The organism is Paraburkholderia sp. BR10923, assembly GCF_040948765.1.
Taxonomy (GTDB): domain Bacteria; phylum Pseudomonadota; class Gammaproteobacteria; order Burkholderiales; family Burkholderiaceae; genus Paraburkholderia; species Paraburkholderia youngii.
In genome coordinates this window covers 1-20,553 of the sequence record NZ_JBFPKO010000031.1, presented here as the reverse complement: position 1 = coordinate 20,553, position 20,553 = coordinate 1, and the positions used below count along the sequence as shown (strand labels likewise).

General features: G+C 64.0%; 19 protein-coding genes and 1 pseudogene. 11 read left to right on the top strand and 9 right to left on the bottom strand.

Annotation, left to right across the window (positions count from 1 at the left end; translation table 11 throughout):
- Positions 1–169 precede the first annotated feature (169 nt).
- Positions 170–1,216 carry a phytoene/squalene synthase family protein gene (locus tag AB3X94_RS35490; protein WP_176106791.1) on the top strand — a complete coding sequence of 349 codons (1,047 nt, stop codon included), beginning with the start codon at positions 170–172 and terminating at the stop codon, positions 1,214–1,216.
- A gap of 104 nt (positions 1,217–1,320) precedes the next feature.
- Positions 1,321–1,569, top strand: a complete 249-nt coding sequence (locus AB3X94_RS35485) for a hypothetical protein (RefSeq protein WP_176106790.1) — start codon at positions 1,321–1,323, stop codon at positions 1,567–1,569.
- Between the two features lie 195 nt (positions 1,570–1,764).
- On the opposite strand, the gene AB3X94_RS35480 is transcribed toward AB3X94_RS35485, so the two are convergent.
- From AB3X94_RS35480 to AB3X94_RS35445, 8 genes are all read right to left on the bottom strand, one after another.
- Positions 1,765–2,079, bottom strand: a complete 315-nt coding sequence (locus tag AB3X94_RS35480; RefSeq protein ID WP_368613947.1) for a DUF4148 domain-containing protein — start codon at positions 2,077–2,079, stop codon at positions 1,765–1,767.
- 196 nt (positions 2,080–2,275) lie between these two features.
- Positions 2,276–3,838: an alkaline phosphatase family protein gene (locus AB3X94_RS35475; protein WP_368613946.1), complete on the bottom strand. Its 1,563-nt coding sequence runs from the start codon at positions 3,836–3,838 to the stop codon at positions 2,276–2,278.
- Positions 3,839–3,989: 151 nt separating this feature from the next.
- A complete protein-coding gene (locus tag AB3X94_RS35470; protein ID WP_176106787.1) occupies positions 3,990–4,682 on the bottom strand; it encodes a hypothetical protein in 693 nt (230 codons plus the stop codon).
- Positions 4,682–5,164: a glycoside hydrolase family 108 protein gene (locus tag AB3X94_RS35465; protein ID WP_013092495.1), complete on the bottom strand. Its 483-nt coding sequence runs from the start codon at positions 5,162–5,164 to the stop codon at positions 4,682–4,684. The genes AB3X94_RS35470 and AB3X94_RS35465 overlap by 1 nt, the downstream gene beginning before the upstream one ends.
- A 53-nt stretch (positions 5,165–5,217) precedes the next feature.
- Positions 5,218–6,693 (bottom strand): tetratricopeptide repeat protein, encoded by a 1,476-nt coding sequence (locus AB3X94_RS35460; protein WP_368613945.1) that lies wholly within the window; start codon positions 6,691–6,693, stop codon positions 5,218–5,220.
- Between the two features lie 285 nt (positions 6,694–6,978).
- Complete coding sequence (locus AB3X94_RS35455; RefSeq protein ID WP_176106784.1) at positions 6,979–7,842, bottom strand: ABC transporter permease; 864 nt, start codon at positions 7,840–7,842, stop codon at positions 6,979–6,981.
- A gap of 16 nt (positions 7,843–7,858) precedes the next feature.
- A complete protein-coding gene (locus tag AB3X94_RS35450) occupies positions 7,859–8,653 on the bottom strand; it encodes an ABC transporter ATP-binding protein (protein WP_026228638.1) in 795 nt (264 codons plus the stop codon).
- A gap of 39 nt (positions 8,654–8,692) precedes the next feature.
- Positions 8,693–9,712 carry an ABC transporter substrate-binding protein gene (locus AB3X94_RS35445; protein ID WP_176106783.1) on the bottom strand — a complete coding sequence of 340 codons (1,020 nt, stop codon included), beginning with the start codon at positions 9,710–9,712 and terminating at the stop codon, positions 8,693–8,695.
- A 298-nt stretch (positions 9,713–10,010) separates the two neighbouring features.
- Between AB3X94_RS35445 and AB3X94_RS35440 the strand changes: the two genes are divergently transcribed.
- From AB3X94_RS35440 to AB3X94_RS35420, 5 genes are all read left to right on the top strand, one after another.
- Positions 10,011–10,688: a response regulator gene (locus AB3X94_RS35440; protein WP_013092490.1), complete on the top strand. Its 678-nt coding sequence runs from the start codon at positions 10,011–10,013 to the stop codon at positions 10,686–10,688.
- A 2-nt stretch (positions 10,689–10,690) separates the two neighbouring features.
- A complete protein-coding gene (locus AB3X94_RS35435; RefSeq protein WP_368613944.1) occupies positions 10,691–12,076 on the top strand; it encodes a sensor histidine kinase in 1,386 nt (461 codons plus the stop codon).
- Between the two features lie 126 nt (positions 12,077–12,202).
- Positions 12,203–13,243, top strand: a complete 1,041-nt coding sequence (locus AB3X94_RS35430; protein ID WP_368613943.1) for an ABC transporter substrate-binding protein — start codon at positions 12,203–12,205, stop codon at positions 13,241–13,243.
- A gap of 50 nt (positions 13,244–13,293) precedes the next feature.
- Positions 13,294–14,676 (top strand): sensor histidine kinase, encoded by a 1,383-nt coding sequence (locus AB3X94_RS35425; protein ID WP_368613942.1) that lies wholly within the window; start codon positions 13,294–13,296, stop codon positions 14,674–14,676.
- A 31-nt stretch (positions 14,677–14,707) separates the two neighbouring features.
- A complete protein-coding gene (locus AB3X94_RS35420) occupies positions 14,708–15,403 on the top strand; it encodes a response regulator transcription factor (protein ID WP_176106779.1) in 696 nt (231 codons plus the stop codon).
- An 81-nt stretch (positions 15,404–15,484) separates the two neighbouring features.
- Here AB3X94_RS35420 and AB3X94_RS35415 read toward each other — a convergent pair whose 3' ends face one another.
- Positions 15,485–16,324 (bottom strand): DNA-binding transcriptional regulator, encoded by an 840-nt coding sequence (locus AB3X94_RS35415; RefSeq protein WP_176106778.1) that lies wholly within the window; start codon positions 16,322–16,324, stop codon positions 15,485–15,487.
- A gap of 220 nt (positions 16,325–16,544) precedes the next feature.
- Here AB3X94_RS35415 and AB3X94_RS35410 point away from each other — a divergent pair, with 220 nt between their 5' ends.
- The 4 genes and pseudogenes from AB3X94_RS35410 to AB3X94_RS35395 all read left to right on the top strand — a co-directional run.
- Entirely contained in the window at positions 16,545–18,407 is a 1,863-nt protein-coding gene (locus AB3X94_RS35410; protein WP_368613941.1) for a bifunctional 3-(3-hydroxy-phenyl)propionate/3-hydroxycinnamic acid hydroxylase, read from the top strand.
- A gap of 1 nt (position 18,408) precedes the next feature.
- Complete coding sequence (locus AB3X94_RS35405) at positions 18,409–19,359, top strand: 3-carboxyethylcatechol 2,3-dioxygenase (protein WP_176106776.1); 951 nt, start codon at positions 18,409–18,411, stop codon at positions 19,357–19,359.
- A gap of 18 nt (positions 19,360–19,377) precedes the next feature.
- On the top strand, positions 19,378–20,187 hold the full coding sequence (locus tag AB3X94_RS35400; protein WP_368613940.1) for a 2-keto-4-pentenoate hydratase: 810 nt from the start codon (positions 19,378–19,380) through the stop codon (positions 20,185–20,187).
- A gap of 35 nt (positions 20,188–20,222) precedes the next feature.
- Positions 20,223–20,553 (top strand): annotated as a pseudogene (locus tag AB3X94_RS35395) (acetaldehyde dehydrogenase); the annotation flags it as partial.

Genomic DNA, 20,553 nt, shown 5'->3' with positions numbered 1-20,553 from the left:
TCCCCTGGTTAACCCCGTCGTGGCAGCAATCCCCGTTCCCGCTCGCGATTAGCGATGTCGCACGGCGCGGGAGCCCGTTGCAGGCGACATGACGGAGAGCGCGTATACAATTCGGCAGCGCCTGATCCCCGCGGGCTTTCACCCGCCTATTTGCCAACCAGTCCAACTCATGCCGAATCCGACCCGGGCCTTTCTTCTCGGTCCGCTCCTGAAAGGCGTTTCACGCTCCTTCTATCTGACGCTGCGCGTGCTGCCCATCGGCATGCGCGATCCGATCGGCCTTGCATATTTGCTCGCGCGCGCCGCCGATACCATTGCCGACACCTCGCTGATCGCGCCGGGCCAACGCCTCGAATTGCTGCTTGCGTTGCGCGATCAGGTCAATGGCGTGGCCGTCGCTAGTGCGCCGTTCCAGCGCATCGCCGCCGAAGTCGCGGGTCAGCAGACGCAGTCGGATGAAAAGCTGCTGCTCGAATCGTTGAACCCCGCGCTCGACGTGCTGGCGCAACTGAGCGAGTCCGACCGCCACGCGGTGCGCGCGATCGTCACGACGCTGACCGAAGGCATGGAATTCGATTTGCGCACGTTTCCCGACGAACGCTCCGGCCAGATCGCGGCGCTGCGCGAATACGGCGAACTCGATCGCTATACGTATCTGGTCGCGGGCTGCGTCGGCGAGTTCTGGACCACGATGACTTATGCGCACATGCCGGGCACGCTGAAGCAGCAGCCCGACACGATGAAGCAGCGCGGCGTGCGTTTCGGCAAGGCATTGCAGATGACCAACGTGCTGCGCGATTGCGGAAAGGACTTGCGCATCGGCCGCTGCTATCTGCCGCAGAGCATGCTCGAGCGCCACGCTCTAAGCGCGCGCGATCTGCTGCAACCGGCCAATTCGATGCACGCGCGGCCGCTGCTCGTCGAACTACTGCGCAAGACGCTCGATCATTTCCGCGCGGCGCTCGACTATACGCTTGCGATTCCGGCGAGCGCGGTGCGCTTGCGGCTCGCCTGCCTGTGGCCGATCCTGATCGGCCTCGACACTTTGCTGCTGCTCGCGGATAACGACGCGTGGCTCGATCCGGCGAAAGTGTCGAAGGTGACGCGCGGTGACGTCTATCGGATCATCGCGTCGTCGCTGCTGCTGGTGCCGTCGAATGCTTTGGTGCGCAATGCGATCAATAGCCGCATCGCGCGGATCGAGGCTCGGCTGTAGGCGCAAACGATTTATTCTGGATCATTGAAACGTCAACAATCGGGAAAGCCCTAGGCCACTGCATTCGCGCTTCGCGTTAGTCTTTTCGAAAAGGAGACGAACCCATGCGACAAGCGTTCAATATTGCGTTGGTGCTTTTGCTTGGCTATTTGATGGCGGATCGGGCGTTGATGCGTGCGCAGGCGGGCGAGGTCGGCACGATTACGTGTCACCAGGGCGCGGCGCTCGTTAAATCGGACGCGTTGAAAAAGGGCTTTGGTGACGCTGGCGCGAGCGCGCAGAGCGAGAGCTTCCTGTCGAGTTGCCTCGTGACCGGGCGTGGCCAGGTCGGCGATCTGATCGCGCGCGAGTGAGCGCCGGCAGTTGAGGATTCGTCACGGCGCACGCATAGCGCCGCGAAAAAGCGCCCAGACCGTGAAGGCCCGGGCGAAGTCATCGGGAACCCGATGACGGAGGTAACACATATGAACTGGCCCGCGCTCGGAGATACCCGAGCAGCGGGCCAGTTCATTTGAATCGGGGTGCGCGTCGCAAGGACGCGCCATCGCTTACTGACCGAAGTAGACCGACTTCGGGCCACTCATCGGAGCCGCACGGCTCGTTTGGGCCGTACCGCTCACCACACCACCGAAGCCGGTAGCGGCTTGGCCGCCGCCGTTTTGCGCGTCGACGCGGGCTTGCGCAGCCTGGATGTCAGCCGGGTAGTGCGGGTCGGCGTGACCAGGTTGATAGCCGGCCTTTTCCAGTTGGACCAGCTCGGCGCGCACTTGAGCGCGGGTCACGGGCTGGTTGGCTTGTGCGAAAGCAGCGGCCGGAGCGGCGACAGCGACGGCGATGACAACAGCTTGAATCAGCGATTTCATGATACTTACCTCCAGTTCAGGATTTTTGTCTTGCTGCGAACGTGCTTGTTCGTAGTCAGTGATTGCATTGTAATTTGGTGAACTTGGCAGAGTAAGTCGTGATGCGGCTAATGTTTGTTGCGAATCTTGATATAAAAGCGCGGAACTTTCAGGGTTAACGCGTAGACGTTCTTTGCGCGGCCGGCAATGCGGAGTGCTACTTCTCCGAGACCGGACTGACGGCCGAGGGTGTTGCCATTGCCGTTGCCGGTGCCGGCGCGTCGTTTCGCGCGATGCCCGGCGTCGCGGCACGCACCGATTGCCGCAAGCGTGTGAACGCCTGACTCGTGCGCGCATCACGCTGGTCGCGTGCGTCGTAGAAGTCCTTGCTGAGCCACTGGCCGAGACTCGTCATCAGCGAGCCCAATGCGCTCTTGAAGCGCACCCACGCATTGCCGGTGCGCGCCAGTTGTGCGGCCCCCTCGACCGCCTCGGCGGCGAGCCGGTCCAGTTCCGCGTGCAGAAAGTCGGCGAAGTGATGCAGGCCTTGCTGATTGCCATTCGACGATTTGCGCTCCAGCTCGACGTGCTCGGCAATCAGCGATTGATTGGGCACGCGAATAAACGCCGGCGTATCGGCGCGCGCGCCGCCGTCACGGCGAATCGCCACGCCGAGGTTCGCCGATGCCGCGGTGCGCTCGCCGAGCGGTGGCATTTGCCACTTGTCGCACAGGTATTTCAACAGGCTGCAATGATCGAATCGTTCGTTGCATACGCCGGCTTCGCACCACGGTGACACGAGGATCGCGGGAACGCGTACGCCGAGTCGTTTGAAATCGAAGCTCGTGGTGTGGCCGTCGGGTGCGACTGCGTCGGCCGGCGGCGATACGTGGTCGTAGAAGCCGCCGTGTTCATCGTAGAGGACCACCAATAAGGTGCGCTCCCACAGCGCCTGATTCGAGCGCAGCGCATTGTAGGTGTCCGCGATCAGCTTCTCCGCCTTCATGATGTTGTGCGGCGGATGATCGTCGTTCTGCGCTTCGCCGAAGTACTTCGGCTCGATCAGCACGAATTGCGGGAATTGGCTGGCGGGTCCCGCTGCGTCCTCGAAGAACTTGTCGAAAGAGCGGTAATTCGCGAGGTTTTCCGCGCGTCGCTGGTTCTTCAGCAGCAGTGACGCGGGGAAGTCATAGAAATAGACGCTCCATGTTTTGCGCGCGGCGTTCAAGCGATCGAAAATCGTGTCCTGATCCTGCTCGGTGTACCAGCGTGGATTGAGTCCGTCGAGCCCCGAAGGCATGTCGATCTCGCCTTTCGACGTACCCGTCAGTGCGAAAAAGCGATTCGGCCACGTCGGCCCCGGCAATGAAGAGAACCACCGGTCACACACGGTGAATTGCGAACCGAGCGTGTGCAGCGCGGGCAGAAAGCCGAGCGGGTAATAGCCCATCACGTCTTGCCGCGCGACGAGGCTGCTCTTCGGGTAGTCGTTGACGAACGAACGCACGAAGCCGCTGTTGTCGGCGGCGATCTGATCCATCACGGCCTTGTGCTCGTGATTCGGATCGTGCTTCATCTGCCGCTCGCGCGTCGCTCGCGGATAGAATGTATTGCCTTGACCGTCGGCGTTCGATTTGCCGGCCGCGTTGCGCACCCCGTCCAGTTTGTCGTGCACGGCGTCGAGGCAGCCGAGCATCTGGTCGAACGAGTGATTCTCCATCAGCAGCAGCACGACGTGTTCGATCGGATCGTTCTGCGCGTTCGGCTTGACCTCACTCATCTTGATCGCTCCACTCGGGACGGGATGGACTTAGCGCTTGCCAACTTAGCGCAAAACGCGTGCTGGCGAAAGAGCTCTGCTTTGAAACGGACCTGCACGCGACGCTCGGCGTATCTCGTCGCGTGCATGATTCGCTCAGCCTGGCATGGATTCAACTGCCGCCAGAGAAGATCGGGCCTTGCCCGCCCGGCGCGAACGACGGGAAGGGGTCGCCGGACGGCGCGACCGCCGCCGGTGCATGCGCTCCCGGCTGCGACGCCGGTTCGCGCAACGTCAACGCGCTATCGGCCGTGATCGGTACACTCGGCTTCGCGAGCAGCTCGGTCTTGCGCATCGAGCCGACCGACGTGCCGAAGTAATAGCCGATGATGCTGATCCACGCGGTTCCCAACGCGCCGACGATCACGTTGACGAGATCCTTGTTGGTGCCCGGCAGAGGCTGAAACGCCATCAGCAGCAGAATGCCGAAGAAGCCGGTGGTGACGGCCATCGCGAGCACCTTCGGGACCCAGTCGCGATTGGCGACACCCATCGCGCGTGCATTCGCGGTGTCGCTCGTGGCGATGCGGGCCATGTCGGCGTCGTGCGCGAGGCTCGACTGCGCGGCCGTCACCATCAACTGCTGCAGTTGCAGCGAGTTAGCGCTCTCGGCCTGGCGAAGTTTTTCGAGTGCGCCGGGGTCGTTCAACGCGGGTTCCACGAAGGCGGGGTCGCTCGGCGTGCCGAGCGCGTGCGAGATGATCGCGGCGGCGGCGGTCACGCCGAGGCCGACCGGACCACCCACGAGCCCGGCGAGAAGCGGGGCGGTGCTGCTGATGTTCGTCGCTACTTTAGACCAGTCCATCATGCTGCTCCCAGGAGAAGATTGGCTGCCATCCGTTCGGTCCAGCCGCGGCTGAAACTCGGCCACGAATGCAGATTGCGCAGGTACCGCAGACGATACGCGGCGAAGCGCATCACGAACTTCATCGGGTCGGCGTTCTTGACCGCATCGAGCGTGTCGGGGCCGAACTTGCCGTCTTCTTTCGCGCCGGACGCTTTCTGCATCCACAGCACGACGAGGCCGCCGTTGTAGTTCGCATCGAAAATCTGAAAGGCCACGCGCGGATCGAGTTCGTCGAGATGCAACGGGTCCCAGTACCTGCGCTTGGCGATCTGATGGGCGGTTTCGAGCGGCAGGTCTTTCATCGCGCCGTTGTAGCCCTCGCTGCGCGCGACGCGCGCCGTCACACCCCACATCGTTTCGCCGCCCGGATCGGCCGGATTGAAGCTGTACCCGCCTTCGTTTCCGATCAAGGCTTTGAATGCATCTTCGAAACTGTCCATCGAACTGTCTCCTGTTCGGCTGTGTTGCCAACTCAAATGGCGATGCGCGCGGCTCAGGCCGCTCGCATCGCCTGTCCTACGGCGTCGCGTAACGTGTCGAGCGAGGCCCGCAGCGGATACGACGTCATCGGATTCGAAACGGGCTTGACGCGCGGGTCAGGCCTCGATGTCTGGGTGTCGGCCTCGTCGGGCGATGCGTCCGTCGAGAGCGCCAGCTCGCGTTCGCGCGCCGACAGCGTGGCGGCGTCGACCTGCAATGCCTGTGCGTACTTGCGCGCGGCCTCGCGCAGAGCGCCTTTGTGTTCCAGCGCGCGGCCCCATTCCGCATAGGACGGCGCGAGATCGGGCCGCAACGCGACGGCGCGCGAGAGCTTTTCGATTGCTTCGTCGTAGTGGCCGGTCTTGACGAGCGCCTCGGCCCAGTCGTGCAGCGTGTCGACGGATTCCGGGTTCATCTCGGCGGCCCGTCTGAATGCGTCGAGCGCTTCGCGGTCGTGCCGGTTCGTATGCAACAGCACATCGCCGAGCAGCCGCAGGTTTTCAGCGGTGCGCGACGTTTCGTTCGCGCCGGTCCGCAGTTCCTCGAGCGCATCGTCGATGCGGTTCTGCTGTTCGAGCGCGATGCCCAGACTCGCGCGCAGCACGGCCGAGTCCTTGTACTGGATCAATGCTTCGCGGATCTGCTGCTCGGCTTCTTTCGAGCGCTGCTGACTGTCGAGCAACCACGCCTTGCCCGCGACCGCCCATTGGGCCTGTTCGGACGAGGGCAGCGCGAGGACTTCGTCGTAGATTCCGACGATCTCGCGATAGTCGCATTGCGCGAGCGAACATTTGGTCTTCTGCACCTGGGTGAACAGATGACTGGCGAGGATGTTGGGTTCGGCGAGGCGCATCGCCGTGGTGGCGATGTCGTGCACGAACTTTTCGAGGTCGCGCCCTTCGAACGGCACAGTGCTTTCGCGGCCGTTGAACGGGCCGTGTTCTATCTGCACATGCGCGACATACGAATCCGCGCTGTTGTTCGTCTTGGTGATGCCGACGTGCACGGCGACATCTTCGCGCTGGAGCAGGCCTTTGATGAAGCGCACCGTCGTCGCATACGACATCTCCTGACCCGGGATCTGGATGTCCTGCTGCGCGTCGTTGCTGGTCATCGTGTCGTGCGGAATCGATTCGGCGTCTCGCCCGATCTCCTTCATCGCCGACATGATCCGCTCGGCGACAAAGTTCGACGTGTAGCCGCGCTCGGTCAACGCTTGCGGCGTCTCCACCGGCGGCACCAGCAATTGACGCGTGAGCACGCCGCGCGCGACGAGGCAGATCGAACCGATCGTCAGCAAGATGACCAGCCACGGCAACACATATGGCCAGAGCCGCTTCGGCCCGCGGCCGATCACACTGGCGGTATGCAAGCCGAACAGCACGAATCCGCTGGAATGATGACGATGGCGGCGATTCACGGCGTTGGCGCGTATGACCGCACCGCTGAACCCGTTCATCGACCGACGTTGACCCTGTGCACTCGACATGACCCACCTCGCTTCGATCGGCGACCGATGTTGGCGACCGCCCGACTTGCGCGGTGAGGATGCATCGAACGTGCCATGCCGCAGGGAATGGGCTAGCGGGCCGCTGTTGGCTTGCGGTGAGGGGATTGAAAGAAAGAAGTGTTGCAGGCCGGCCAACGTATCGGGAAAAACAGTTTGCCGGCGGGAGACAGGATGCGGGTTGGCAAATAAAAATGCCGCTCAGTCCAGAAGACTGAGCGGCATCGGTGAAGCGAACTACTGTTTGAGGACTTGCGCTGCGGCGGCTTAAACCGAACTCGGCCGCCACTTCAACAATCGATGCTCCACCGCGGTCAACAGGTAGTCGGCGGCAAGCGCGACCACCGCCAGCACGATCATCGCCGCGAACACGCCGCTCGCATTGAACGCGCCCTGCGCGGTGGAGATCAGCAAACCGATACCCTGCTTCGAGCCGAGAAATTCGCCGACCACCGCGCCGACCAGCGCGAAGCCGAAGCTCACGTGCAGGCTCGCGAGAATCCAGCTCAGCGCCGACGGAATCACGACCGAGGTCGTCACCTGGCGGCGCGACGCGCCGAGGATCTGCGCATTCGCGATCATGTAGCGGTCCGCTTCGCGCACGCCCTGGAACGCGTTGGCGAACACCACGAAGAACACCATCACGACCGCGAGCGCGACTTTCGATGCCATGCCGAGCCCGAGCGCGATCACGAACACCGAGCCGAGCACGACGCGCGGAATCGAGTTGGCGATCTTGATGTAGAGGCTGAACACGTCGGAGAGCAGCTTGTTGCGGCCGAGCACGATGCCGCAGACGATGCCCGCGACCGAACCGATGATGAAGCCGAGGCCTGTCTCTTCGAGCGTGACCCACACCTGCGTGAGCAGCGGACCTTGCGACGTGCCGTTCACGAACCAGTCGACGATCTGTTCGAAGATCGCGCTCGGCATCGAGAAGAAGAACGGGTCGATCCACTTCAGGCGCGCGGACAGTTCCCAGCCGCCGAGCACGACCACGAGCACCAGAATGCGCAGCGAAATCACCAGAACCTGGCGCTGGCGGATCTTCTTCTGCGCGATACGCTCGACGTGAGCGAGCGACGCGGCGTCGATGCCCGAGGGCATCATCTGTTGAGAGGGTGTAGACATGTTTGCCGTTCCTTGATTAACCGATCTGCACTTCTTCGCGCAGGTCATGCCAGATATCGCGCGAAATTTCGATGAAACGTGAGTCGTAGCGGATCTCCGACGTGACACGCGGTCGCGGCAGATCGATTTCGTAGACCTTCTTCAGCGTGGCGGGGCGCGCGGTCAGCACGAACACGCGGTCGGCGAGCGCAATCGCTTCCTCGAGGTCGTGGGTGACGAACACGACCGAGCCGACGCCGCCCCACAATTGCAGCAGCTCGTCCTGCATCAACGTGCGCGTCTGCATGTCGAGCGCCGAGAACGGCTCGTCCATCAGCAGGATTTCCGGCTTGTTGATGAAGGTCTGCGCAAGCGCGACGCGCTTGCGCATGCCGCCGGACAGTTGATGCGGATAGTGCTTGCCGAACTTGTCGAGGCCCACGCGGCGCAGCCATTCGTTCGCTTCGTCGTAGGCGGCCGATTTCGAACGGCCGCGATAGAGCGGACCCGCCGCGACATTGTCGAGCACCGAGCGCCACGGAAACACCGCATCGGCCTGGAACACGAAGCCGATGCGCGGATCGATGCCGTCCACCGGCGCGCCCATCACGCGCACTTCGCCGGTGGTCGGCTTCAGCAAGCCGGTGATCATGCTGAGCGTGGTGGACTTGCCGCAGCCGGTCGGGCCGACCACCGCGACGAATTCGCCGCGTGCCACCGACATGCTGAAGTCGCGCAGCGCGATCGTGGCCTTGCCGTCCGGGGAAATGAAACGGCACGACACGTTGCGCATTTCGATCGCTGGCGTCTCGCGTGACATAGGTTGATTCATCGGCGGGTGCCTCGCAGTTCTGTGAATATGAAAGAAGCGTTACTTCGACGCGGTCTTGACCGGCGCCGACAGGAAGTCGTTGGTGTAGGTCTTGGCGAGGTCGATATGCTTGCCCTTCACCGACGGATTGAATGCGGACAGCACCTTCAGCACCGTGTCCGGGCCGTCGGCGGGCATCTTGCCGTCCTTCGTGAACATCGGCAGCGACGCCTTCAGTGCGCCCACGTACAGGTCCTTGTTGTTGCCGTAGTAGTCCTTCGGCATCTGCGCGGCGATGTCCTCGGCGCTATGCGTCGCGATGAAGTTCAGCGTCTTCGCGAACGCGTGCGACAGCTTCGCCGCGTCGTCCTTGTGCGATTCGGCCCACGCGCGCTGCACGTAGAAGCTCGACGCGGGGTAGGTGCCGCCGAGCGCGGCGCGCGTGCCTTCCACGGTGCGCATATCGACCAGCACCTTCGCGTCGCCGGTCTTCAGCAGTTGCGAGACGGTCGGCTCCGTGGTCATGCCGGCGTCGATGCGGCTTTGCTTGATGGCGGCGATGAAGCTGTTGTCCGCGCCGACCGGCAACATCGTGTATTGCGTCGACGCCACACCGGCGCGCTGCGCGAGGTACTGCGTGAGGAAGCTCGTCGACGAACCGAGGCCGGTCACGCCGAGCGTCTTGCCTTTGACGTCGGCCATGCTCTTCAGCGAATCGGCCGCCTTCGTCGAGACCATTTCGACTTCGCCCGGCACCTGGCCGAAGACGACGAGCGCCTGCACTTCCTTGCCCTTGCTCTGCAGGTCGATCGTGTGATCGTAGAAGCCGACCACCCCTTGCACCGCGCCCGCGAGCAGTTCGTTCTCCGCATCGACACCGGCCGGCTGCGACAGGATTTCGACGTCGAGGCCTTCGTCCTTGAAGTAGCCGAGCTGCTCGGTGAGCTTGGCCGGCAGATAGATGATCTTGGTGGCGCCGCCGACCATGATCGTGATCTTCTCGGCGTGAGCGGCGGCCGAAGCGGCGGCAAGGGCGAAAGCAACTCCTGACACAACGGCAATCTGGCGCAAGGTACGCATGAAGCAGTCTCCTTAGGTGGGTCGCCGCGATCGAGGCGCGGCGCTTTCTGGGTGAATGGCAGCGATTATAGAAACGCGAAACCTTCTGCCAGCTTTCGGGGTTTGGCGCAAAACATGGGTGTTAACCCGACGATGCGCCGACGATGCGCCGACGATGCGCCGACGACGCGCCGAAATTTCGCGGGAATCGCCGCTGCGCTCGCGGCAGCCACAGGACGTATGCTGTAAACCACACTGCACGCGCGCAGAGCCCTTGTTTTAAGGCACAATCGACGACCTGACTTTTGCCGTTCCCGCCATGAAGCTGCTGCTGATCGAAGACAACCCCACGCTTGCGCACTGGCTCGCGAAGATGCTGGAGCAGGAAGCCTTCGCGCTCGACGCCGTGCAGGACGGCGACGAAGCCGACCGCCTGCTGCGCACCAATCACTACGACGTGATCCTGCTCGACCTGAACCTGCCGAAGCTGTCGGGCAAGAACGTGCTGCGCCGGCTGCGTCAGCGCGGCGACGCGACGCCGGTGCTGATCCTGACCGCGAGCGGCTCGATCGACGAGAAGGTGGAACTGCTCGGCGCCGGCGCCGACGACTACCTGGTGAAGCCGTTCGAAGTGCGTGAGCTGATCGCGCGCATCAAGGTGGCGATCCGGCGGCAGTCGCCGTCCAAAGCGAGCGAGGTGGTGTGCGGCGACCTGTCGTTCGACATCGACACACGCCAGTTCACGCTGAAAGGCGCGCCGCTGAACGTGACGCCGCGCGAGCGTTCGGTGCTCGAAGCGCTGATCCTGCGCCTCGGCAAGACGGTGACGAAGCCCGCGCTGGTCGATGCGATCTTCACGCTCGCGGACGAGCCGAGCGAAGACGCGGTCGAGATCTACATCTCGCGTTTGCGCAAGAAGCTCGATGGCAGCTCGGCCGCGATCGTCACGCTGCGCGGGCTCGGCTATCTGCTGCGCAAGCGGGAAGACGACCAGTAACGATGTCCAATAGCCTGCGCATCCGTCTGCTGTGGTGGCTGCTCGTGCCGCTCGCGCTCTATGTGTTCGTGACCGGCAAGACCGAGTACGACAACGCGCGGCACACCGCGAATCTGGTGCAGGACAACCAGCTGGTCGCGTCGGCGCGGATGATCGCGGGCGAGGTCGAATGGAGCGACGGTTTTCTGCGTGTCGATGTGCCGCCCGCCGCCCTCGAGATTTTCGCGTCGCCATATCGCGACCAGGTGTTCTACAGCGTGCGTGTCGACGATGGGCGGCTGCTCGCGGGTACACCTGATTTCCCGCCGCGTCCGCTGCGCGCGCCCGACGTGCCGGACTCGTACTACACCGAGTTGCACGGCCAGCAGGTGCGCGCGGTCGACATCGTGCGGTTCATGTACGACAACGGCGCGACGCGCCCCGTGCGCGTGACGGTCGGCAAGACCGTGCGCTCGCGCGACGCGATGACTCAACAACTGTGGCGGCCGCAACTCGTGCGCCAGCTCGAAATGATCGCGCTGGCAGTCGCACTCGTTTGCATCGGGCTCACGTTCGAGTTGCGCCCGTTGATGAAGGTGAAAGACGAGGTAGCCGACCGCGATCCGATGCAGCTCGAACCGATCCGCGTCGAGCGTCTGCACTCGGAACTGCGGCCTATCGTCGATGCGATCAATCAGTGCATCGCGCGGCTCGGCGTGCAGGTCGCGGCGCAGCGGCGCTTCATCGCGGATGCCGCGCATCAGTTGCGCACGCCGCTCACGCTGCTCGGCACGCAACTGCAGTTCGCGCGGCAGCAGGAAGGCCTGAATCCCGCGCTCGACGAAGCGCTTGCCGCGATGCATCGAAGCAATCGTTCGATGGTCGGTCTCACCAACAAGCTGCTGCTGCTCGCGCAGGCCGAGGCCGCCGACAACTCGCAACTCGCGATGGAACGTGTCGATCTGGTACCCCTCGCAATGGAAGTCGTCGAAGATCTCGGGCTGCTCGCGCAGGCGCGTGAAATCGATCTGGGCGCGGAATTGCACGGCGCGGCGCCGGTGCTCGGACATCGCGGCATGTTGCAGGCGCTGATCGCGAATCTCGCCGAGAACGCGATTCGCTATACGGGCAGCGGTGGCCACGTGACGGTCGCCGTGAGCGCGGATACCGAGGCCAATACGGTGACGGTCAGCGTAACCGACAACGGCCCCGGCATTCCGGCCGAGGCGCGCAGCCGTGTGTTCGAGCCGTTCTTTCGCGCGTCGACGGATACGGAAGGCACGGGCCTCGGTCTGGCGATCGTGCGCGAAATCGCGGACGCGCATCACGGCGAGATCGTGCTGAAGGCGGGCGAGGGCGGCAAGGGCGTGGATATCGCCGTGACGTTTCCGCGCGCGATGCCGCGGTGATCGGGACAAACCCGAAGTTCGCGCAACAAATGCAGCGCTGAAAGCATAGGGAAGGGTTCGCCCCTTCAGAATCACGGGCACGCGACCCGCGCGGCGCCCAGAGCAAGATAACGGAGACACCCGCAAATGAAGCTTTCCCCGACGCGTTTTTCGCGCGCGGCCTATGCCGCCGTGGCGGCGTCGCTCGCATTGTGCGCGCTCGCGACGGTGGCGACACCTGCGCAAGCGGCCGAGCCGGAGAAACTCGCGATCATGGTGGGCGGCACCAACAAGCTCATCTATCTGCCGGCGCGTCTTGCCGAACAGCTCGGCTATTTCAAGGCGGAAGGGCTCGACGTCGAACTGCTGTCGCAGCCGACTGGAATAGAGGGCGAGAATGAAATGCTCGCCGGCGCGGTGCAGGGCGTGGTCGGCTTTTACGATCACACGATCGATCTGCAGACACGCGGCAAGGAAGTGAAGACGATCGTCGTGTTCAGCCAGGTGCCGGGCGAAGTGCAACTGGTCGCGGCGAAGTCGGCCGCTTCGATCCGCAGCATGGCCGACGTGCGCGGCAAGACGCTGGGCGTGACCGGGCTCGGTTCCTCGACGAGTTTTCTGACGCAATACCTCGCACAGCGCGCGGGCGTGCCGTCCACGCAATACACGCTGCTGCCGGTCGGCGCGGACAGCAGTTTCATCGCGGCGATGCGGGAAGGACGCATTCACGCGGGTATGACGACCGAGCCGACCGTCACTCAACTTTTGAAAGCAGGCGACGCCAAAGTACTCGTCGATATGCGCAACGTCGACGGCACGCGCGCCGCGCTCGGCGGCATGTATCCGGCGTCGAGCCTCTACGTGCAAAGCACGTGGCTCGACGCGCATCACGACGAAGCCGCGAAACTCGCGCGCGCATTCGTGAGGACACTGCGCTATATGCATACCCACAGCGCGGAACAGATCGCCGCGCGGATGCCAAAAGAAGACATCGGCAACGACAAGGCACTGTATGTCAGCGCGTTGCAGGCTTCGCTGCCGATGTACACCGTCGACGGCAAGATGCCCGCCGACGGTCCGCAGACGGTGCTGAAGGTACTGTCGAGTTTCAATCCGGCGGTGAAGGGGCGGTATATCGATCTGTCGCGCACCTTCACCAACCAGTTCGTCTCTGACGTGAAGCCTTGAAAGCGGGCTGACCGCGTGGGTCGCATCGAGCACAAGAGGATCGGCACATCGTGTTTTCAGGCAGTTTGCGCGGACGCTTGTTGTGGTGGCTGCTGTTGCCGCTGGCGGCATTCGTCTCCATTTCAGTCGTCATTTCATACCGGTTCGCGCAGAACACCGCGGACCTGGTGCAGGACAATGCGCTGCTGTCGTCGATGCGGATCATCGGCGAGGATATCGACTGGGACAACGGTTCGGTGTCGATCCAGATTCCGCCGGCCGCGCTGGAACTCTTCGAATCGCCGGAACAGGACACGGTTTTCTATCGCGTCGAGGCGGGCGGCCATCGTTTGCTCGCGGGCATCCCCGAGTTGCCGCTGCCGCCGCATGTGAGCGACAAGCCAACGCTTTATTCCACCCATTTCGCCGACGGCCGCGCGGCGCGCGCGGTCGCCTACGCGCGGCAGCTTTACGACTCGGGACACACCGAGGAAGTGATCGTCGCGGTCGCGAAGACGGAGGGCTCGCGCGACGCGATGGTGTGGCGTCTGCTGCGGCCGCAATTGTCCGGCGAAGTTCTGACGCTGGTGCTGGCGATGGTGTTCGTCTACCTCGGCCTGACCTTCGAACTGCTGCCGCTGATGAAGGTGAAGGACGACGTTGCCGATCGCAATGCGTCGCAACTCGAACCGATTCGCGTCGCGCGTCTGCACGTCGAGCTAAGGCCGATCGTCGAGGCGATCAACCAGTGCATCGCGCGAATGGGCCAGCAGGCCGCGACGCAGCGTCAATTCATCTCCGATGCAGCGCATCAGTTGCGCACGCCGCTCGCGCTGCTGGCCGCGCAGATCCAGTTCGCGCGGCAACGCGATAGCCGCGACGCCCCGCTCGACGAAGCGCTCGCGGGCATGCACAAGAGCAGCCGCAAGCTGACCACGCTGACCAACAAGCTGTTGCTGCTGGCGCAGGCCGAGTCGGCCGCGCCGCTGAACGTGCCGGAGCGGATCGATCTGAGCGCGTTGATCGCGGGCGTGCTCGAGGAGCTGATCGCGTTTGCGCAGTCGCGAGAGATCGATCTGGGCGCGGAGCTGGAAGACGGCCTGTACGTGACCGGTGACGAAGCATTGACCGCGGCCCTCGTGACCAATCTGGTCGACAACGCGCTGCGCTATACGCAGGCGGGCGGGCGCGTCACGGTGCAGACGCAGCGGCGCGAAGGCATGGCGATCGTGCGTGTAATCGACAACGGGCCCGGCATCAAGGCCGATGCGAGCGAGCGAGTGTTCGAGCGCTTCTATCGCGCGTCGAGTCATGCGGAAGGGACTGGTCTCGGCTTGCCGATCGTGCGCGAGATTGCGCATCGCCAGGGCGGCAGCGTGACGCTCGAATCGAACGCGGGCGGCGCGGGCCTCGTTGCGACGGTCGAGATGCGCTTATGGCTCGGCGCAACCTGACGTCGCGCGACTCACCAATGAGAGGACAACGATGAAACTGCTGCTCGTGGAAGACGACGCGGACCTCGCGCGCTGGGTGATGAACCTGATGCAAGTCGAGCAATTCGCGATCGACTGGGCGCAAAACGGCGAATGCGCGGAGACGCTGCTCGGTCTGCAATGCTATGACGCGGTGCTGCTCGATCTGCGCCTGCCCGGCATGAGCGGCAAGGAGGTGCTCGCGAGGTTGCGCCGCAAGCGCGACAACGTGCCGGTGCTGATGCTGACCGCGAATGGCTCGACCGACGACAAGGTGGCCTGCTTTTCGGCCGGTGCGGACGACTATGTGGTCAAGCCCTTCGATGCGCGCGAACTGGTGGCGCGCATCAAGGCGCTGATTCGCCGTCAGGCCGCGGGAGACAGAGGGCAGTCGACCGAATGCGGCAATCTGCGTTATCTGTTCGATTCCCGCGAATTCGTGCTGCGGGACGAACGCCTGCCGTTGCGCCGCCGCGAACACGCGATCCTCGAAGCGCTGATACTGAAGCAGGGCAAGACCGTCTCCAAAGCCACGCTGATGGACAAGATCTTCACGCTCGACGAGGAGCCGAGCGCCGACGCGATCGATATCTATATTCACCGGCTGCGCAAGCATCTCGCGGCATCGACCGCGAAGATCATGACCTTGCGCGGACTCGGCTATATCTTGCGCGAAGAAGAACCGCACGAGGCATTTGCGTCTGCCTGAGATGACCGCACGATGGGAGCGCGTTTGCACGCGGTTCCGAGGTGCCAGGCGGACGATTTTAATAAGGTTTCGAAAGCGGCCTCACGAGTTGCGCTCGCGCCCCGTACGCGTTTTACCCGCTCCGCTGTTCGCGCTGCTCTGCGCCGCGAGTTCCTCGACCATCTCACGCGCAGCCGTCTGCAACTCGGGCACATAACGCCGCTTCGCTTCCGCAAGCGACACCGCGCGCGACAGAAACACCACGTTCAAGCTCGCGAGCACTCGTTCCTCGAACACGATCGCGACGGCGACCGCGCCGATCTTCCCCTGGTCCGCCCAGTCGCCGTGATTCGAACCGAACCCATCCGCGCGCACGCGTCTCACGAGACTGTGGATCAACGCGTCGTTCGACGCGAGCGCCTTCTGCTCCTCGCCGCCCGCGCCCGCGCGCAGCAGATCGAGAATGTCCTCGCGCTCTTCATCGGGGCACATCGCGAAGTACGCGCGGCCCGCCGCGGTCAGCAGCATCGGCAAACGGCGGCCGACCATCGCGCGATGAAACGACAGCGTACTGAAGCGGTGCGTGGTCTCGCGGATGATCATCGCGTCGCCGTCGGGCGTGGTCAGATCGGACGGCCACGCAACACGTTGCAGCAGACGCCCCATGACCGGCGGCGCGATGGTCGCGATGCGTTCGTCATCCGTGAAGCCTTCGCTCAGCGCGCGCACTTTCAGCGTGAGCCGGAAGCTGTCGTCCGACGCGCTGCGCCGCACGAAGCCTTCTTCCATCAACGTCTCCAGAAGCCGCCGCGCGGTGGTGCGATGCAGGCCGGTCAGCTCGCTGATCTGCTGGCTCGTCGCGCGGCCGCTGTCCATCGAGTTGAGTGCTTGCAGCACCTGCAAGCCGCGCGACAGACCTCGCACATTCGTGTATTTGGTCACTTAAAAACCTCAATTAAATCAGCTATGTGCATTCTATGCACATTTTCCAGATTTTGTTGAGCGGGCAGGTGGCCGGTCCTAGACTGCCAACAAATCAACGATTTCATGGAGACGCGAGCGGTTGCCCGCAGGCGATTTTCGCCGTGGCTAGCGCTGGTTCCCGCCGCCGCGCTCCGTGAATAGCTCGACCCGGTCAATCCGGTCGATATACGGAGACAACATGCCCCAACCGCTCGACCCGGTGGCCGCGCAAGGCCACAGCGGAACCGTCACCACCGACGTCGCGATCATCGGCGCCGGCCCGGTCGGTTTGATGATCGCCAACTATCTCGGCCTGCAGGGCGTACGCGTCGTGCTGATCGAAAAGCTCGAGAAGATCATTGACTATCCGCGCGCGATTGGCCTCGATGACGAAGCACTGCGCGTGTTCCAGTCCGTCGGCCTCGCCGATGCGTTGCTGCCGCACACGACTCCCGATCACTGGATGCGCTTCGTCACCCGCAACGGTCACTGCTTCGCATCGATCGAACCGCGCACCGACGAATTCGGCTGGTCGCGCCGCAACGCGTTCATTCAGCCGCTGGCCGATCGCGTGCTGTACGACGGCCTGCAACGCTTTCCGCGCGTCGAGGTACTGTTCGGCCACACCGTCAACTCGTTCACGCAGGACGGCAGCGGCGTGACGATCGAAGCGGAACACGCGCAGAGCGGCCGCCGCACGATCCGCGCGTCGTACATGGTCGGCGCGGACGGCGGCAACAGCTTCGTGCGCCGCACGCTCGACGTGCCGTTCGAGGGCCGCACGAAACCGAATCAGTGGATCGTCGTCGATGTGCGCAACGACCCGATCGGCTCGCCGCACGTGTACATGCACTGCGATCCACGACGCCCGTATGTGTCGGCCGCGCTGCCGCACGGCATTCGTCGCTTCGAATTCATGGTGATGCCCGGTGAGACCGAGGAAGAGCTGTCGAAGCCGGAGAACATGGCCGCGCTGATCCGCAAGGTCGTCGCCGAGCCGGACAAGGTCGACTACATCCGCAAGCGCGTCTATACGCACAACGCGCGCCTTGCGAGCAGCTTTCGCGTGAACCGCGTGCTGCTCGCCGGCGACGCCGCGCACATCATGCCGGTATGGCAGGGCCAGGGCTACAACAGCGGCATTCGCGACGCTAGCAACCTCGGCTGGAAACTCGCGATGGTGGTCAAGGGAGTCGCCGGCGATGCGCTGCTCGATACCTATACCGCCGAGCGCCGTTCGCATGCGCGCTCGATGATCCACCTCTCCGAAGTGGCGGGCGACATTTTCGCGCCGACGAGCCGCTTCGGCATCAAGTTCCGCGACGCGTTCGTGCGTACGTTCAACTGGTTTCCGGCGGTCAAGCGCTACTTCGTCGAAATGCGTTTCAAGCCGATGCCGCGCTATGAAAGCGGCGTCGTGTTGCTCGCGCATACGCCGCGCAAGCGCGGCTGGCTCGCGCGCGTGCTCGAACGCTCGGGCCATTCGGCGCCAGGCCGCCTGCTCGGTCTGATGAGCGAGAAGCGCGAGTCGCGCCTCGGCCGTCTCGTGTATGGACGCGACCCGCATTGTCATTCGCCGGTCGGCCGCATGTTCATTCAGCCGCGCGTGCGTACGGCGAGCGGCGAGGTCGTGCGACTCGACGATGTGCTCGGCAACCGCTTCGCGATCGTCGGCTGGGGCGCGGAACCGACCTTCGGTTTGTCGGCGGAAGCGCGCGCGATCTGGCAGCGGCTCGGCGGCTGCTTCGTGGTCGCCAAGCCGGACACGCAACTGTCTTTTCATGACGACGTGCCAGAAGACGTGATCGCGATCGGCGATGTGAACACGCGGCTCAAGGACTGGTTCACGCGAGTGCCGGAGTCGGTCGTGCTGTTGCGTCCGGATCGTTTCGTCGCGGGCATGGGCTCGCCGCAGCAGGTGTCGCAACTGGTCGTCGAACTCGCGCGGAAGCTGCAACTCGACGCGGCAACGCGTGCGGATGTGGCGAATGCCGGCAACGAAGCAGCGTTCGCGCGCGACGCCGTTGCCACTCTCGCAACCGCTGCAAGCGCCGGAGCCTGATATGCCGATGCTGCTCGAATGCCTATCGCACACGCCGTTGCACGGCTATTACGATCCCGCGCCCGAAGTCGTCGCCGAAGTCGAGCGTGTGCATGCGGCGGCGCGTGCGCGCGTCGTCGAGTTCGATCCCCAACTGGTCGTCGTGTTCGCGCCCGATCATTACAACGGTTTCTTTTATGACGTGATGCCGCCGTTCTGCATCGGCGCATCGGCGAGCGCGATCGGCGACTTCAAGAGCCTCGCCGGTCCGCTGAACGTGCCCGCCGATACGGCGCTCGAACTGGCCGAAGCGGTGCTCGCGAGCGACGTCGACGTCGCGGTCTCCTACCGCATGCAGGTCGATCACGGTTGCGCGCAAGCGCTGGAGATTCTGACCGGCGGACTCGATCGATATCCGGTCGTGCCGGTGTTCATCAATTCGGTGGCCGCGCCGATGGCTTCATGCCGCCGCGCGCGTCTGCTCGGCGATGCGTTGGGACGCGCGCTCGCACGCTCGAATCAGCGCGTGCTCGTGATCGGCTCGGGCGGCATCTCGCATGAGCCGCCGGTGCCGGAACTCGCGGGCGCGAGCGAGGAAGTCGCCGAGCGTCTGATCGCGGGCCGCAATCCGTCGGCCGAGTCGCGCGCGGCGCGGCAGGCACGCACGATTGCGGCGGCGCGCGCGTTCACCGCGGGCGATAGCCATCTGCATCCGCTCAATCCCGAATGGGATCGCGCGTTCCTGAAGCTGCTCGAAGACGGCGAGCTCACCGCGCTCGACGGCCTGACCAACAACGCAATCACGCGCGATGGCGGCAAGTCCGCGCACGAAATCCGCACGTGGATCGCCGCGTTCGGCGCGCTGAACGCGAGCGGCCCGTATCGCGCGTCGCTCGATTACTACCGTCCGATCCCCGAATGGATCGCGGGCTTCGGCGCGATGCACGCGCGGCCCGTGACTGCCCACGTTTAACCGAATCTGGAATCCCGTATGAACACTCAAAGCAACATCGACGCGTCGGCCCTGCGCCTGCGCGAATCGGAACGTACGCGCGTGACCGTCGCGCCGCTGCGCGACGACGCGCGTTTCGTCGAACTGCCGAACCCGGCCGACGCCGAGCAGCTCGCGTACGCGGTGCAGCAGGCCAACGTGGCTGCGCGCGTCGCGGCGGGCGAGCGCATCGTCGGCCGCAAGATCGGACTCACGTCGCCGGCCGTGCAGCGTCAACTCGGTGTCGATCAACCTGACTTCGGCGCGCTGTTCGCATCGATGGCGTATGGCGACAGCCAGCCGATTCCGCTTGGCGAGCTGATCCAGCCGAAGGTCGAGGCGGAGATCGCGCTCGTGCTCGAGCACGATCTGCTGCACGAGCGCCACACGTATGCCGATCTGATGCGCGCAACCGCGTATGCGGTCGCGGCGATCGAAGTGGTGGACAGTCGCATCGAAGGCTGGAACATCCGCTTCGTCGATACGGTCGCGGACAACGCGTCGAGCGCGCGCTTCGTGCTCGGCAGCCGCCCGGTGCTGCTGCGCGATGTCGATCTCGCGGCCTGCGCGATGACGCTGTCGAACGATGCCGAAGTCCTGTCGCGCGGCAATGGCGCTGCGTGTCTCGGCAATCCGCTGAATGCCGCTGCCTGGCTCGCGGATCGGATGGTCCGGCTCGGCACGCCGCTGCGTGCCGGCGACGTGCTGATGACGGGCGCATTGGGCCCGATGGTCGCGGTCAGGCAGCCGGGCACCTTCAGCGCGCAGATCGACGGTCTCGGCAGCGTCCGCGCGACCTTTTCCGCATAAAGCAAGCACTCGCAAGCACTCGATTGGGAACTCATATGGCAAGTGAAAAACTCAAGGCCGCGATCATCGGCTCGGGCAATATCGGCACGGATCTGATGATCAAGATCATGCGCAACAGCCGGCATCTGGAGATGGCGGCAATGGTCGGCATCGATCCGAACTCGGACGGCCTCGCGCGCGCCGCGCGGCTTGGCGTCGCGACCACGCATGAAGGCGTCGAAGGTCTGACGCGTCTGCCCGTGTTCAATGACATCGACTTCGTGTTCGACGCGACCTCGGCCGGCGCGCACGTGAAGAACGATGCGCTGTTGCGAAAGCTGAAGCCTTCGATTCGCGTGATCGATCTGACGCCGGCCGCGATCGGGC

Excerpts from the sequence above, each read along its gene's own strand:
- AB3X94_RS35490 (WP_176106791.1), top strand. The coding sequence starts at position 170 with ATGCCGAATCCGACCCGGGCCTTTCTTCTCGGTCCGCTCCTGAAAGGC.
- AB3X94_RS35485 (WP_176106790.1), top strand. The coding sequence starts at position 1,321 with ATGCGACAAGCGTTCAATATTGCGTTGGTGCTTTTGCTTGGCTATTTG.
- AB3X94_RS35480 (WP_368613947.1), bottom strand. The coding sequence starts at position 2,079 with ATGAAATCGCTGATTCAAGCTGTTGTCATCGCCGTCGCTGTCGCCGCT.
- AB3X94_RS35475 (WP_368613946.1), bottom strand. The coding sequence starts at position 3,838 with ATGAGTGAGGTCAAGCCGAACGCGCAGAACGATCCGATCGAACACGTC.
- AB3X94_RS35470 (WP_176106787.1), bottom strand. The coding sequence starts at position 4,682 with ATGGACTGGTCTAAAGTAGCGACGAACATCAGCAGCACCGCCCCGCTT.
- AB3X94_RS35465 (WP_013092495.1), bottom strand. The coding sequence starts at position 5,164 with ATGGACAGTTTCGAAGATGCATTCAAAGCCTTGATCGGAAACGAAGGC.
- AB3X94_RS35460 (WP_368613945.1), bottom strand. The coding sequence starts at position 6,693 with ATGTCGAGTGCACAGGGTCAACGTCGGTCGATGAACGGGTTCAGCGGT.
- AB3X94_RS35455 (WP_176106784.1), bottom strand. The coding sequence starts at position 7,842 with ATGTCTACACCCTCTCAACAGATGATGCCCTCGGGCATCGACGCCGCG.
- AB3X94_RS35450 (WP_026228638.1), bottom strand. The coding sequence starts at position 8,653 with ATGAATCAACCTATGTCACGCGAGACGCCAGCGATCGAAATGCGCAAC.
- AB3X94_RS35445 (WP_176106783.1), bottom strand. The coding sequence starts at position 9,712 with ATGCGTACCTTGCGCCAGATTGCCGTTGTGTCAGGAGTTGCTTTCGCC.
- AB3X94_RS35440 (WP_013092490.1), top strand. The coding sequence starts at position 10,011 with ATGAAGCTGCTGCTGATCGAAGACAACCCCACGCTTGCGCACTGGCTC.
- AB3X94_RS35435 (WP_368613944.1), top strand. The coding sequence starts at position 10,691 with ATGTCCAATAGCCTGCGCATCCGTCTGCTGTGGTGGCTGCTCGTGCCG.
- AB3X94_RS35430 (WP_368613943.1), top strand. The coding sequence starts at position 12,203 with ATGAAGCTTTCCCCGACGCGTTTTTCGCGCGCGGCCTATGCCGCCGTG.
- AB3X94_RS35420 (WP_176106779.1), top strand. The coding sequence starts at position 14,708 with ATGAAACTGCTGCTCGTGGAAGACGACGCGGACCTCGCGCGCTGGGTG.
- AB3X94_RS35410 (WP_368613941.1), top strand. The coding sequence starts at position 16,545 with ATGCCCCAACCGCTCGACCCGGTGGCCGCGCAAGGCCACAGCGGAACC.
- AB3X94_RS35405 (WP_176106776.1), top strand. The coding sequence starts at position 18,409 with ATGCCGATGCTGCTCGAATGCCTATCGCACACGCCGTTGCACGGCTAT.
- AB3X94_RS35400 (WP_368613940.1), top strand. The coding sequence starts at position 19,378 with ATGAACACTCAAAGCAACATCGACGCGTCGGCCCTGCGCCTGCGCGAA.